This is a genomic window from Polyangium fumosum (assembly GCF_005144585.1).
Classification (GTDB): Bacteria; Myxococcota_A; Polyangia; order Polyangiales; family Polyangiaceae; genus Polyangium; species Polyangium fumosum.
Map to the genome: position 1 here is coordinate 68,532 of NZ_SSMQ01000044.1, position 15,107 is coordinate 83,638.

Genomic DNA, 15,107 nt, shown 5'->3' on the forward strand with positions numbered 1-15,107 from the left:
CCGAGGGCCGCCGCCATAAAAAACCCGCTTGGGGGCGAACCATGACTGCCCAAAGCCTCGTCGAGCTCAGCAAACGCACCTACGAAATCGTACCGCTCAAGCCCCCGGTCGAGCCGGCGCGGCTCGAGTACAAGAACTTCAAGGAAGCGCCGGACTGGCGGAGGATTCCCGCCTATGCCGACGTCACCGAGGAGCAATTCCTCGATCATCGCTGGCAGTCGAAGAAATCGATCACCCGGCCCGACAAACTGCTCGAAGCCCTGCGTGATCTCGTCTCCGAGGAGTTCATCAAGGACGCGACCGAGGGCTTCGCCCGCGCGCCGATGAGCGTGCGCGTCTCGCCGTACCTCCTTTCGCTCATCGACTGGAACGACCCCTATCGGGATCCGCTGCGCACCCAGTTCATCCCGCTGAAATCGCGCTTCTTGCCGGATCACCCGAAGCTCGGGCTCGACTCGCTGCACGAGCGCGCGGACGCGCCCGTCCCGGGGCTCACGCACCGCTACATCGACAAGGCCCTCTTCCTCCCGCTCGATACCTGCCCGGTCTACTGCCGCTTCTGCACGCGGAGTTATGCCGTCGGCATCGACACCGAGGAGGTCGAGAAGACCCACTTCAAGGTCGACGAGGATCGCTGGCGGGCCGCGTACACGTACATCTCCTCGCGGCCCGAGCTCGAGGACATCGTGGTCTCGGGCGGCGACGCGTACAACCTGCGGCCCGAGCAGATTCGCTCGATTGGCGAGACGCTGCTCGGCATGACGAACATCCGCCGCATCCGCCTGGCCACGAAGGGCCCGGCCGTGATGCCGCAGAAGATCCTGACGGACAACGAGTGGATCGACGCCGTCACGTACATCTCCGACCTCGGCCGCAAGCTGCACAAGGAGGTCGCGGTCCACACGCACTTCAACAACCCGAACGAGATCACGGGCATCACGCGCGACGCCATGCAGAAGCTCTTCGAGCGTGGGATCCGCGTGCGCAACCAGAGCGTGCTCATCCGCGGCGTGAACGACGAGCCGGAGACGATGAAGCTCCTCGTCAAGCGCCTCGGCCACCTCAACGTGCAGCCCTATTACGTGTACGTGCACGACCTCGTGAAGGGCGCCGAGGATCTACGCACGACCGTGGCCACGGGCGAGCACATCGAGACGCACGTGCGTGGCTCGACCGCGGGGTTCAACACGCCGACCGTGGTCGTCGACGCCCCCGGCGGCGGCGGCAAGCGCGACGTGCACTCGTACGAGTTCTACGATCGCACCACGGGCATCAGCATCTTCGAGAGCCCGAGCGTCAAGCCCGGCCAGAAGTACCTGTACTTCGATCCGATCGATCGGCTGCCGGACGAGGGGCGCGCCCGCTGGGCCGATCCGCGCGAGCATCAGGTGATGATCGACGAGGCGATGCGCGCGATCTCGTGATCGACGCAGCAGCGTGAGCACGAAGGGCTCTGCTCGGACGAACCGGGCAGAGCCCTTTTGGCTACGACGAGCGGCTCTTCTTGACCTTCGGCCGATCCTCCGGATCGGCCTCGTAGTTCGCCACCGCCTGCTCGAGCTCCTTCTTCACGCGCACCACGAGATCCGGGGGCTCGAGCACGCGCGCCGTCTCGCCGAAGCCGAGGACCCACGAGGTCAGCTCCGTCATGTCGCCGATGTCGAGCGACAAGCGCACGCCCCCGCCTTGTAGCTCCTCGATCACCTGCGACGGGTGCACCTTGCGGGTCCGTACGAAGTCGGCGACCTTCGCGCTGAAGTCGATCACCACGTGCGTCGACGCGCCGCCCGACCAGATGCCGAACGTGCCCTGGAAGTAGTCCTCGACCCGGAAGTCCGCGGGCAAGTCGAAGCGCTCCGTCGTCGCGCACTCCGTGTCGCGCATGCGGTCGAGCAAGAACGTGCGGATCTCGCCGCGGCCGGCGTGCAAGCCGACGCAGTAGATCGCGTCCTTGTAGAGCACCATCGCGTAGGGATGGATGACGACCTTGTCCTCGCGCCCGTCCTTCGCGCGTCGATATCGGCACGAGAGCGGCCGTAGATCCGCGACCGCCTGGAAGAGATCGTCGAGCGCCTCCGTGTGCGCCGCGTAGTCCTTCGGCGCGAACGGCAGGTAGAGGAAGCGCTCTTCGAGCCGCGCGTCGGCCACGCCCGCGTTCGGTCCGCGGCCAGGGCGGCGCGCGACGCCGAGGAGCTGCTGCGCCGCGAGGTCGATCTCTTCGTAGAGCGTCGAGCCACGCATCGGCTCGAACAGGCGCCGCGCGGCGAGCAGCGCATATGCCTGCGTGCGGCGGACCTCGACGCGCCGGGGTGCTTCTCCGGGGGCGAGGCGCCAGAGCCGCGTCCCGCCCGGCTTGCTCGTGGTCGAGACGAGATCGAGATCCCGCCGCACCTCCGCGAGGTAGCGGCGCATCGATCGCGGCGTCACGTCGAGCTCCCGGGCGAGCTCGTAGATCGTCAGGCCCTTCGGGTGCCGCTGCAAGAGCGCGCGCAGCGTGTCGAGGCGCCGGTGCTGCGTGAACGGGCCTTTCGGCCGGCCTCGGGGGCGCGTGGACGCAGCGGACGAGGACGCGCCTTGCGGGCTCGCTTGGGGCGCCCTCGCTTCGGAGGCCGCGGCGCGGCCCGAGACGGCGAGCGCGGCGGGCGCGGCGCGGCGCGCGGAGGAGAGTGCATCGCGTCCAGTGCTCGAAGTGCCGGATCCCACGGTACGCACCTTCGTGTATCGCAACGAGCGCCTGCGGGAAAGCGCGTTCGTGGGTCTCCCACAGGCTTCGCTTGCGCGGGCCTCATTCGGGCGGGTTTTCCGGGTTCGTCCGGGTGTATGACCCCGGTTTGGGGCCGAGGCGCGAGCTTTCGTGTCGAGGGCTTGACGTCCGTGGGGCACCATGCCGAACGGCTGTCTTCTGGACTTGGGAAACTCGCGCCTTGCTGGATCGCGAGCTTGCGTGCGACCATGGACCGCTGGCGTGCGTACGTGCTCTGCGGTTCACCCCGGTCCCGGGGGAAGCGCGGGACACGCCCGACGCGGGTCAGCGGGGACAGGACACGATGTTCACCAGGGTTCGTACACTTCTTGGGCAACGCGTGGTGCAGGTGAAGGTCGGAGCGGCGCTCGGCCTCGCGGTCGCGGCGGTCGCAGCCGCGAGCCCAGCGCTCGCGGAGCCGGCGGCGTGTTTGTCGTTTGATCCTGCGGCATGGCCGGCGCCGTCGAAGCCCTATTTCATGGTGATGTTCGACACGTCCGGATCGATGACGTCCGCGGTCGCGGGCGCCGCGAACTCGTGCGGCTACGTGAACGACCGCCTCGGGCATGGCCGTTGCGCCATGAAAAACACCTTCCAGGCGTTCGCGGGGCAGGCGAATTTCGGGCTCGCGACCTTCGCGAAGATCCAGAAGGCCTGTGACGCGGCGTGTACGCCCGAGGCCTGCCTTCACAGCGATTACCCGAACTACACCCCCATCCCGGGGTGCGGCACCGAGCCCGCGGAGTGCGGCAACCCGCCCGTGGCCCAGCCGAACTCCGGCTGCCGCGACGGCGCGAACATCGTCGTCCCGCTGCTCGTCGACAACTATTACAACCCGCCGCCGAATCCTTCGAACATCGGCGAGCTCCTCAAGTGGGTCGACAATGACTGCTCGGATCAGAAGGAGCTCTTCGCGCAGGGCAACACGCCGCTGAACGGCATGCTGCGCAGCGCTTACCGGTACTTCTCCGAAGGCTGGGCGAGCCCCGTGACGCCGGGCCTCGTGCACCCCTCGCCGCTCGGGAGCCTCGCGCAGGGAGAGCGGCCCTGTCGTTCGGTCAACGTCATCCTCGTGACCGACGGCGGCGAGAATTGCGATACCGTCGACGACGCGAAAGACGCCGCGGCGGATTTGCTCACAGGCTTCACGAAGGGCGGCATCACCTGGAGCATCAAGACGTACGTCATCGACTTCGGCCAGGTCGGCTCGCAAGCCAACCAGATCGCGGCCTCCGGCGGTACGAGCGCGGCGCAAACCGCGACGAACGAGGCTTCGCTCAGCCAGGCCTTCGCGAACATCATCGCCAGCTCGATCAAGCCCGAGAGCTGCAACAACGCCGACGACAACTGCAACGGCTGCACCGACGAGGGCTTCGTCCACTATTGCAACAAGGGTCAAGGCTGCTGCGCGTGGGCGACGCCGGCCCAACGCGCGACCTGCCTCTCGACGTACCAGGGCACGATCTCCGCGGCCGATCCCGACGGTGATCTCACGAAGCTGCCGTGCACGACGGCGGCCCAGCAGCAAGATCCGACGAGCTGGCTCTGCTTCAACCCGAAGGAGACCTGCGACGGCGTCGACAACAACTGCGATCCCGAGGCCACGATCGACGGCGACCCGCCGAACACGGTCGACGAGGGCGTCTTCAAGTGCGGCAACCCCCTGCACTGCCCCGTCGCCGAGACCTGCAACGGCCAGGACGACGACTGCGACGGCCTCATCGACGAGGGCCTCGGCGCCTCCTGCACGTGCAAGCCCTCGCCCGAGGTCTGCGACGGCTGCGACAACGACTGCGACGGCATCGCGGACAACGGCATCCCCGCGATCGCCTGCGGCCTCACGACCCCGCAGAACTGCGTCGGCACGCTCTCGTGCAAGCCGCCGCAGAACGTGCCCATCGGCACCTGCGTGCCGAGCGGCGGGTACAATACCTGCCAGAACAACCCGTTGACCGAGACGTGCGACGGCATCGACAACGACTGCGACGGCACGATCGACGACGGCGTCGCGCCGCTCGAGTGCGTGCCCGTGGGCACGCCGTCGAACCTGAACTACGGCCCGAACAGCCAGTGCAAGAAAGGCGCGCAGCCCTGCGGATCGAGCGTCTGCTCGGGCTTCGTCGGGCCGAGCGCCGAGATCTGCGACGGCATCGACAACGACTGCGACGGCACCGTCGACGAGAGCCCGTTCGGCGTGAACACGCCTTGCGGCGTGAACCAGGCGCCTTGCACGACGGGCCTCACGGCGTGCGTCAACGGCGCGCTCGTCTGCCAGGGCGGCACGCAGCCCCAGGCCGAGGTCTGCGACGGCAAGGACAACGATTGCGACGGCTCGATCGACGAGACGCCGCTCGCCGACGCGCCGGCCGCCGGCACGAACGGCTGCTGGACGAACCCCGGCAATTGCTGCACGTTCGGGAACCTCACGTGGTGCCCGCCGCCCGGCGGGACCTGCAATGGCACGGGCACGCTCACGGCGCCCTGCAACACCGGCAAGCTCGTCTGCCAGGGCCTGCAGAAGTGGGTGTGCGCGACGCCGAAGGCCCCCGAGCCCGAGGCGTGCGACGGCCTCGACAACGATTGCAACGGCATGGTCGACGACGGGAGCATCGCCCAGGTCGGACAGCCCTGCGGCAGCGACACGGGCGAGTGCCAGATCGGCGCGCTCGCGTGCGCGGCCGGCGTGCTCGATTGCGTGGGCGACATCGGCCCCACGCAGGAGCTCTGCGACGGCAAGGACAACGACTGCGACGGCACGATCGACAACGGCATCCAGGCCGGCGGCGCGTGCACCGTCGCGTACGACACCACGCTCTACCCCGGCGATCGCAGCGCGGGGCCGTGCCAGCCGGGCGTCTATCAATGCGACGGGCTGGGCGGCTCGGCGTGCATGGGCGGCATTGGCCCCTCGCCCGAGGTCTGCGACGGCCTCGACAACGATTGCGACGGCAAGGTCGACGAGAGCGGCCCCGGGCCGGACGGCATCGACGGCTCGGCGAACCCCGCCCCGCCGCCGGCCGTGAACATCGGCGATCCTTGTGGCTTGAACGTCGGCGTCTGCGCCGAGGGCAAATACGGCTGCGTCAATGGCCAGCTCACGTGCATCGGCGGCATGGAGGCCACGGACGAATCCTGCGATTGCGTCGACAACGACTGCGACGGCATGACGGACGAGCAGGATCCGGGCAAGACGAAGCTCTGCAGCGCGGGCAAGGAGTGCGTGAAGAGCGGCAGCTCCTGCGCGTGCGCCTCGCCTTGCAAGGGCGGCGAATTCCCCTGCCCGCCTGGGCAGAAGTGCGAGGACGTCACGAAGAGCGGGACTGGCGAAACGCTCGGGTTCTACTGCGTCCCCGACAATTGCGGCGATTGCTCGGTGAAGACGATCAAGGACGCGGCCGGCCACGTGATCTGCGCGCCTGCCGATACGCCGGCCGACGCGAATTGCAACAAGCCGCCCGTGTGCGTCTGCAAGGGCCAGGAGGGCTGCAAGGATCCTTGCGACGGCGTGAGCTGCCCGAGCGGCCAGGTCTGCGCGAACACCGGGCCGAGCCTCGGCAAGTGCGTGGTGGACACCTGCTACAACGTGCCTTGCCTCGGCTGCAACAAGGCGTGCAACCTCGGCTCCTGCGTCGACAACCCCTGCGTGCCCGGCGCTTGCCAGCCCGACGAGGTTTGCAAGCCGAGCGCCGATTTCACCACGTTCTCGTGCGTCTCGACCTGCGCGGGCGTCGATTGCGCGGCCGGCACGGCCTGCAAGGACGGCGCGTGCGTCCCGACCTGCGATCCTGCGTGCGACGGGGGTGAGGCCTGCGACACGAGCCAGACCCCGCCCGTGTGCGTGCAAAACAAGTGCACCGGGGCCTGCGCGAACGGCGGCTGCTGCGACCCGCTCACGGGCGCTTGTGGCAACTGCCCGTGCGAGGGTGTCCTTTGCCCGAGCGGTCAGGTTTGCAATGGCGGCCAGTGCGTCGATCCCATGGGCGGCACGGGCTCGAGCACGAGCTCGGGCGCGGGCGGCGCGGGCGGCGGTGGTCCGGGCGCGGGCGGCGGCGGCAGTACGACCGGCGTCGGCGGCACGGCCGGCGGCCCCGACAAGGGCGCTTGGGGCCTCGCGACGGGCGGCGGCGGCTGCTCTTGCTCCGCGGCGGGTGATGCTCGCTCGTCGACTGGCTGGCTCGCGCTCCTCGGTTTGCCCTTGGCGTTCCTTCGCCGGCGTCGCTCGACGCGCAGCACGAAGGCAGCCTGATTCCACCCTCCCATGGCTCGTGACCGCGGCGGGGCCCGCCCTCGCCGCGGGTCTCACGCATTTTGATCCCTTGCGCAACCATTGCTCGTGCTCGTCATGGCGCGCCGGCTTCCGATCCTGAGAATCAGGAGGCAATGGCGAGCGCCTGGCACCTGCTCCACAAGTGTTATCGACCCGCGGGCGGAGACGAGCCGATGGGCCGCAGCTTACGGCCCCGGTGAACACCGCCTCCAACCCGCGCGGAGCGGAGCCCACCCCAGGGCCCCGAACGGGCTACTTCACTGAAATCATGACGGAAAACGCCCCTTCGTCCGTCCCGATCAAGAGAGTTTACGCCTTGCACGAACTCTTGTAGGGTGGACGAGCATCATCTTCCTCGGCGGACTTGGATCGAGCGGTCTCTCGTCCGGCGACCGCCGGCAGGCGTGGTGTGGAAACCCGTGCGTCGAAACAAACCTCTGCTTTGCAAAATCCGCGTTCTTCCCGTTCCTACTTTCCTTCGGCCCGGCGCTCGTCGCGGCATGACGAGGTCCCCCGAGGACTGGATTACGAGAACATGAACAGGACCTTTTTCCCCTTCCGTAGCATCGGCCGTCGCAAGCTTGGTATCGCGTCGGTCCTTTCTGGTGCGGCCTTCGTGGCCGCCGCGTCGCTCGTGGCGCCGCCCGCCTCCGCCCAGGAGCCGGCTGCGTGCCTGAGCGCGGATCCGAAGGACTGGCCTTCGTCGGCAAAGCCGTACTTCATGATCCTCTTCGACACCTCGGGGTCAATGACGACCGGCGTCCCGAACAACTTGAACCCCGTGCCCGACTCGTGCGGCTTCGGGAAGACCCGCATCACCCACGCCAAATGCGCGCTTCGGAAGATGTTCCACGCGTTCGGCGGGCAGGTGAACTTCGGGCTCGCCGCGTTCCTGCGCGGAACGGCCACCGGCTGCACGGCCTCCTGCGCGGACGCCGGCACCGGCGAGGGGGAAGGAAACGGCACCTGCTTCTGGAGTGGGTTCTCGGGCGGCTGCGGGGTGGAGCCAACGGTGCTGCCATTCTCTGCGGGTCGTCAGGCCGCAGAGATCCTCGTCCCGATGCAGATCGACAACTTCTACGCGCCGCCGCTGCAGAATTCGAACATCCCGGAGCTGCTCAACTGGGTCGACAACAACTGCGCGCAGCACCCGACGCGGCCGCTCGGCTACGAGCTATGGGCAGAAGGCGAGACGCCGTTGAACGGCATCCTGCGCGACGCCTACCGATACCTCTCGGACCAATGGGTGCGACCGACCACCGGAACGACGTTCGAGTCCCCGATCTCGCAGTTCGGCGAGCGTGCCTGCCGCACCATCAACGTGATCCTCATCAACGATGGCCAGGAGAATTGCGACACGGAGGCCGGTGCCGCGCCCGACGCGGCCGCAGCTCTTCTCACAGGCTTCAATCGCGGCGGGATCCAATGGTCGGTCAAGACGCACGTGATCGACTTCGGCAGTTCGTCTGCACTCAACAACGCGATCGCAGCGGCCGGTGGCACGGGAACGGCGACGCCGGCGACGAACGAGACGCAGCTCTCGACGGCGCTCGCGAACATCATCGCCTCCGCCATCAAGCCCGAGACCTGCGACAACGCTGATAACAACTGCAACGGCTGCACGGACGAGGGCTTCGCCCATTACTGCAACCGGGACCAGACCTGCTGTACGTGGTCGACGCCGGCCCAGCGTACGACGTGCCTCTCGACGTACCAGAGCACGATCACCACGGCGAACCCGGGCGGCGACCTGACGAAGCTGCCCTGCACGACGCCCACGCAGGCGACCCAGCCGGCCACCTGGCTCTGCTACAACCCCAAGGAGAGCTGCGACAACGTCGACAACAACTGCGATCCGGGGCCCGCATTCGACGGCGACGCGGCGAACACGATCGACGAGGGCGTGAACAAGTGCGGCAACCCCGCGCATTGTCCCAAGCCGGAGACCTGCAACAGCCAGGACGACGATTGCGACGGGCAAACCGACGAGGGCGGCGTGTGCGTCATGCCGTGCGTCCCGTCGCCCGAGATCTGCGACGGCTGTGACAACGACTGCGACGGCGTTGCGGACAACGGCGCGCCGAGCGCGGCCTGCGGCCAGACCACCCCGGCGAACTGCGCCGGCACGCTGACGTGCAAAGCGGCGCAGAACGTGGCGATCCCCGGCGCTTGCGTGGCGAGCGGCGGCGGGTTCAACGCCTGCACGAACAACCCGCAGGTCGAGACCTGCGACAACCAGGACAACGATTGCGACGGCACCGTCGACGAAGGCGTGCCGGCCCAGCAGTGCGTGCCCGTCGGCACGCCGTCGAACCTGAACTACGGCGCGAACAGCCAGTGCAAGCGGGGCTTGCAACCCTGCAATGGCACGTGCCAGGGCTTCGTCGGGCCGAGCGCGGAGATCTGCGACGGCATCGACAACGATTGCGACGGCGTGGTCGACGAGAGCCCCTTCGGCGTCGGGACGCCTTGCGGCAACAACCAGGCGCCGTGCACCACCGGCCTCACGGCCTGCGTCAACGGCGCGCTCGTCTGCCAGGGCGGCGTGCAGCCGGGTCCCGAGGTCTGCGACGGCAAGGACAACGATTGCGACGGCTCGATCGACGAGACGCCGCTCGCGGACGCGCCGACCGGCGCCAACAACGGCTGCTGGACCGAGCCGGGCAATTGCTGCACGTTCGGCAATCTCACGTGGTGCCCGCCGACCGGCGCGACCTGCACGGGCACGGGCACGCTCACGGCGCCGTGCAACACGGGCAAGCTCGTCTGTCAGGGCACGCAGAAGTGGGTCTGCTCGAACCCGAAGGCCCCGAGCCCGGAGGTCTGCGACGGGCTCGACAACAACTGCAATGGCATGCTCGATGACGGCAGCCTCCCGCAGGTTGGCACGACGTGCGGCTCCGGTCAGGGCGAGTGCAAGACGGGCACGCTCGTCTGCGCTGGGGGCGTGCTCGATTGCACGAACGACGTCGGTCCGGTGTCCGAGATCTGCGACGGCAAGGACAACGATTGCGACGGCGTGAACGACAACGGCATCCCCTCCGGCGGACCGTGCGTTCCGACGTACGACACGACGCTTTATCCGGGCGATCGCAGCGCCTCGCCGTGCACGCCGGGTGAGTTCCTCTGCAATGGCGCGGCCGGCGTGGAGTGCCTCGGCGGCTATGCGCCGCAGCCCGAAGTCTGCGACGGCATCGACAACGACTGCGACGGCAAGGTCGACGAGAGCGGCCCTGGGCCCGACGGCGTCGACGGCTCGATGAACCCGCAACCCATGCCGGCCGGCAGCATCGGTCAGGCCTGCGGCGTGGAGACGGGCGAGTGCAAGCAGGGCGCGTACGGCTGCGTGAACGGCGGGTTCGTCTGCACGGGCGAGGTCACGCCGGTCCTCGAGGTCTGCGATTGCTCCGACAACGACTGCGACGGCCAGAACGACAACCCCAACAACGGCATCCCGCTGTGCAGCACCGGCAAGGAGTGCGTGAAGGGGAGCGCGGGCGTGTGCCAGTGCGCGAGCGCGTGCAATCCCGGCAAGGAGTATCCGTGCCCGCCCGGCCAGCAATGCCAGCAGGTGACGGAGAGCTCGACGGGTGAGAGCCTCGGCTTCTACTGCGTGTCGGAGCCCTGCGCCGATTGCGAGCTGAAGACGGTCAAGGACGCGAACGGGAATGTGCTCTGCGCGCCCGCCGATACGCCGGCCGACGCGAATTGCAACAAGCCGCCCGTGTGCGTCTGCAAGGGCCAGGCAGGCTGCAAGGATCCGTGCGACGGCGTGAGCTGCGGCGCCGGCCAGGTCTGCGCGAACGAAGGGCCGAACGCCGGCAAGTGCGTGGTGGACAACTGCTACAACGTGCCTTGCACCGGCTGCAACAAGGTCTGCAACCTCGGCTCGTGCGTGAACAACCCGTGCCAGCCGGATAGCTGCCCGGTCGATCAGATCTGCAAACCGAGCACCGATTTCACCACGTTCACGTGCGTCGCGACCTGCGCGAACGTGGAGTGCCCGGCGGGCCAGGTTTGCCAGGGCGGTACGTGCGTCGAGGCCTGCAGCCCGAATTGCGGCCCCGATCAATACTGCGACCTCGCCCAGACCCCGCCGACGTGCGTCCAGAACCAGTGCGCCGGCGCCTGCGCGAGCGGCGGCTGCTGCAACCCGGTGACGGGCGCCTGCGGCAATTGCCCCTGCGAGGGTGTCGTTTGCCCCGAGGGTCAGGTTTGCCAGAACGACTGCCCGCCGGGCGTCGCTTGCAACCGCGGTGAATGCGTCGAGCCGATGGGCGGTACGGGCTCGACCACGGGTTCGGGCGGCTCGGGTGGCTCGGGCGGCGACGGCGGCATGGCCGGCGCGGGCCCCGGCACGGGTGGATCGGCCGGCACGCCCGACAACGGCGCGTGGGGCCTCGCGACGGGCGGCGGCGGTTGCTCTTGCTCTGCGGCAGGCGATTCTCGGTCGCCGGCTGGCTGGCTCGCGCTCCTCGGTTTGCCCTTGGCTTTCGTTCGCCGCCGTCGTTCGGCGCGCAACGTGGAGGTTGCGTGATGACCTTCTCTTCCAAACTCGGATGGCTCGTGGCCGCGGCGGGGCTCACCCTCGCCGCGGGTTCCGCGGGCTGCACCACCCAAGCGTTTTGCTTCAGCGATTGCGACAGCGGCTCGGCCACGGGCACCTCGACCTCCTCCGGCACCGGCGGCGCCGGCGGTGAAGGTGGATGCCTCTTCGGCTGCGGCGGCAATGGCGGCACGGCCGGCGAGGGCGGCAGCGGCGGCGGCACCTGCGTGCCGTCCGACAGCGGCGTCGAGGAGTGCAACGGCAAGGACGACGACTGCAATGGCACGGTCGACGACGTGTCCGATTGGAGCACGCCGGAGGCCTGCGGCACCTGCGCCAACAATTGCTACCAGATCCTGCTCAACACCGACCCCGACACCATCGGCTGCACCCCGAGCGCGGATCCCGGCAAGACCCCGGGCACCTGCACTGGCCAGTGCGCGCCCGATTATTACGATCTCGATCCGTCATCGCCGGGCTGCGAGTACTACTGCGTCGCCGGCGGCGCGGACGACTCGCTCTGCAACAACAAGGACGACGACTGCGACGGCCTCAAGGACGAGGACGTCGACCTCTGCACCAGCACCACCGATTGCGGCAAATGCGGGCGCACCTGCGTCGTCCTCCACGGCACCCCGGTCTGCGAGAGCAGCACCGAGCCCGGGCAGGCGTGCAACGACAGCAACACGCAATGCAAGATCCAGTCGTGTGAGCCTGGGTTCTGGGATCTCGACGGCTCCTACGCCACGGGCTGCGAGTACCAGTGCAACATCACGAACGGCGGCGTCGAGATCTGCGGCGACAGCCTCGACAACGATTGCGACGGCAAGATCGACGACGCGGACGACCTCTCGGGCGACGCCCAGCTCGGCGTCGATTGTTACGGCGATCCCAACGGCGAGTGCGCCACGCCCGCGCACCTCGGCAAGACCATTTGCCAAGGCCACAAGATCGTCTGCGCCGGGCCCAACGTCCTCGTCGAGAACCAGAACCCCGAGCTCTGCAACAGCCTCGACGACGATTGCGACGGCATCGTCGACGAGAGCCCCACCGACGCCGGCAAGTCCTGCGGCATCAGCAACATCTTCCCCTGCGCCTACGGCACCCAGCAATGCCAGAACGGCGCGCTCGTCTGCGTCGGCAACATCGATCCCAAGCCGGAGATGTGCGACGGCGAGGACAACGATTGCGACGGCCAGATCGACAGGACCAACGGAAGCCCGCCCGCGGACTCCGTCGGCGCTTGCAACGTGCCGCTGAACCCGCCCGCAGGCTCCACCACGCCCTGCAAAGCCGGCATGAAGGCCTGCGTCGGCGGCGCCATTGTCTGCCAGAACTCCGTGACGCCCGCGCCGGGCGTGCAGGACGGCTGCAACATCGACGCGAACTGCGACGGCGCGCTGACGAACCAGCCCGACAAGCAGACCGACGTCAACAACTGCGGCGCGTGCGGCAATAGCTGCTACACGGGCGCGGTCCACTCCACGTGGGCCTGCACCTCGGGAGCTTGCCAGTTCAAGGGCTGCGAGCCGGGTTATTACGACCTCAACAACGATCAGAAGTGCGAGTACGACTGCGACTTCATCTCGGCGCAGGAGACTTGCAACGGCCTCGACGACGATTGCGACGGCCTGATCGACGAGAACGTCATTGCACCCTCGCCCAGCCAGGTCTGCGGTGTCAGCCCCTCTGCCACCAAGGCCGAGTGCACCACCGGCGTCACCGTCGCTTGCCTGATGGGCGCCTGGAAATGCACCTTCCCCGCCACCGTCTGCACCGGGCAAGCGCCGAACTACTGCACGGGCACTGCGGAGATCTGCGACGGCCTCGACAACGATTGCGACGGTGTCCAGAACGAGAACGTCGCCAACTGGAACAAGCCCTGCAACTCCGACGACGCCCTGCCCCCGCCCGGACACGGCGCCTGCCGCATGCCAGGCACCTACGAGTGTGACGGCACCATGGCCGTCAAGTGCAGCGCCACCCCGGCGAACTGCTCCAGCTTGCCCGGCGGTTGCGAGGAGAAGTGCGACGGCCTCGACAACGATTGCGACGGCATCGCCGACGAGCCCTACAGCAACAAGGGCAGCAACGCGACCTTCTACGTCAAGCCTGCCGTCACCAAGATCGGCTCGCAAAACAAGTGGATCATGCAGTTCGAGGCCAGCCGCCCCAATGCCACCGCCGTCGTCCCCGGCACCGGCAATGGCTTCTGGAGCAGCGCGCCCACGGGGTCCACGATCGACAAGACCCCGGCTTGCTCCGTGCAGAACAAGATCCCCTGGTTCAACGTCACCCCGCGTGAGGTCGAGCAGGTCTGCGCCGCCGCCGGCGGCACCGTCTGCGCCACCGCCGATTGGCAGGCTGCCGCGCGTTGGACGCCGGATGCTTGCCTCTACGGGTACGCGCCGCTTGCCGCGTGCAAGACCGGATTCGTGGCGGGCACCAAGTTCTGCAACCTCGGCCCCTCGTACGACTTCTCGCCGGATGTCGGCGATCAGGACGGCCTGCTCGTCACCGGGTCCCCGAGCCTCCAGAACTGCTGGGTTGATTGGACCGGACAAACCAATGCCCGGCTCTACGACATGACGGGTAACCTTCGCGAGATCACGAAATCCGCGACGAACACGTACCCGCTGCTCGGCGGCGCCTTCAACACGCAGGCCGAGTCCGGCGCCCAGTCGGACTTCACCTTCTACACGGTCGATCAGAACTTCCAGTTCTTCGACACCGGCTTCCGCTGCTGCTTCGCCTCGAACCCCGGCTGAACCACCCCACCCACGAAAAAGCCCACGCTCCCGCGAACCGGGACGCGTGGGCTTTTTTCTTGGGGGCCACGACAACGTGGCCCCCGCGCGGCGATCACCAGGGGAGATCGCGCATCGTCTGCTTGTACTTTTCCTTGTACAGATCGTGGCACTTCTTGCAGGAGGCCTTCGCGCCGTCGAGGTCGCCGGCCTTCGCCTTGGCCACGCCTTCGTTCGAGATGGACACCCAGCTCCCCATGCCGGGCGGCGGCTTGCCCGCGATGTAGGCCAGGGCATTGGCGATCTTCGTCAGATCGCCGCTCGACGTCGCCGAGGCCATGACCGACTTCATCCAGCCCTGCATCGGGCAGGCCTTTTGCCCCTTGGCCCCGCAATCGAACGTCTTCGGGCCGGCCGCCGCGCTCGACGCGGGCGCCGCAGAGCCGGCGGCGGGCGCCGCGGAGCCGGCGGCGGGCGCCGCGGAGGCCGTTGCGGTGGGCTCTACGGGGGCGGCAGCGGCGCTGTTCTCGGGCGGCGGGGCTGCGGCGCTCGGCGCGGGGGCCGCTGACGCGACCGGGGCCGCGGAGGCTGCAGGCTGTGTGTCCGCCGCGGCCGCGCTGGGCTTCGCCTCGGGCGAGGCACCTTCGTTCTTCGCCTCACCACCGCCGCAGCCGACGGCACCCGCGAGCGCCACAATCGCCGCGAAGCGCACTCCCTGTCTCATCCTGCTCTCCTTACATGGTGGCGAAGATCGACCTTTCTCGGCGATCCTCGCATTCCTACTCGCCCGGCCCAAGGTCCGGC

Annotated in this window: 6 protein-coding genes; 4 read left to right on the forward strand and 2 right to left on the reverse strand. The window is 68.2% G+C overall.

Going from position 1 to position 15,107, the window contains the following annotated elements; translation table 11 throughout:
• Window positions 1-41 precede the first annotated feature (41 nt).
• On the forward strand, window positions 42-1,424 hold the full coding sequence (locus tag E8A74_RS33305; protein ID WP_136933149.1) for a KamA family radical SAM protein: 1,383 nt from the start codon (window positions 42-44) through the stop codon (window positions 1,422-1,424).
• 61 nt (window positions 1,425-1,485) lie between these two features.
• On the opposite strand, the gene E8A74_RS33310 is transcribed toward E8A74_RS33305, so the two are convergent.
• Window positions 1,486-2,703, reverse strand: coding sequence for a helix-turn-helix transcriptional regulator (locus E8A74_RS33310; RefSeq protein WP_170229563.1), 1,218 nt, complete (start codon window positions 2,701-2,703; stop codon window positions 1,486-1,488).
• Window positions 2,704-3,047: 344 nt separating this feature from the next.
• Between E8A74_RS33310 and E8A74_RS33315 the strand changes: the two genes are divergently transcribed.
• From E8A74_RS33315 to E8A74_RS33325, 3 genes are all read left to right on the forward strand, one after another.
• Complete coding sequence (locus tag E8A74_RS33315) at window positions 3,048-6,989, forward strand: MopE-related protein (RefSeq protein ID WP_136933151.1); 3,942 nt, start codon at window positions 3,048-3,050, stop codon at window positions 6,987-6,989.
• Between the two features lie 556 nt (window positions 6,990-7,545).
• Entirely contained in the window at window positions 7,546-11,547 is a 4,002-nt protein-coding gene (locus E8A74_RS33320; RefSeq protein WP_136933152.1) for a MopE-related protein, read from the forward strand.
• A complete protein-coding gene (locus E8A74_RS33325) occupies window positions 11,547-14,324 on the forward strand; it encodes a MopE-related protein (RefSeq protein WP_170229564.1) in 2,778 nt (925 codons plus the stop codon). The genes E8A74_RS33320 and E8A74_RS33325 overlap by 1 nt, the downstream gene beginning before the upstream one ends.
• A gap of 94 nt (window positions 14,325-14,418) precedes the next feature.
• Here the strand turns inward: E8A74_RS33325 and E8A74_RS55075 are convergent, their stop codons facing one another.
• A complete protein-coding gene (locus E8A74_RS55075) occupies window positions 14,419-15,027 on the reverse strand; it encodes a hypothetical protein (protein ID WP_232379870.1) in 609 nt (202 codons plus the stop codon).
• Between the last annotated feature and the right edge of the window lie 80 nt (window positions 15,028-15,107).

Bases quoted from the DNA above. Each gene is read 5' to 3' on its own strand.
- E8A74_RS33305 (WP_136933149.1), top strand. From the start codon at position 42: ATGACTGCCCAAAGCCTCGTCGAGCTCAGCAAACGCACCTACGAAATC.
- E8A74_RS33315 (WP_136933151.1), top strand. From the start codon at position 3,048: ATGTTCACCAGGGTTCGTACACTTCTTGGGCAACGCGTGGTGCAGGTG.
- E8A74_RS33320 (WP_136933152.1), top strand. From the start codon at position 7,546: ATGAACAGGACCTTTTTCCCCTTCCGTAGCATCGGCCGTCGCAAGCTT.
- E8A74_RS33325 (WP_170229564.1), top strand. From the start codon at position 11,547: ATGACCTTCTCTTCCAAACTCGGATGGCTCGTGGCCGCGGCGGGGCTC.
- E8A74_RS55075 (WP_232379870.1), bottom strand. From the start codon at position 15,027: ATGAGACAGGGAGTGCGCTTCGCGGCGATTGTGGCGCTCGCGGGTGCC.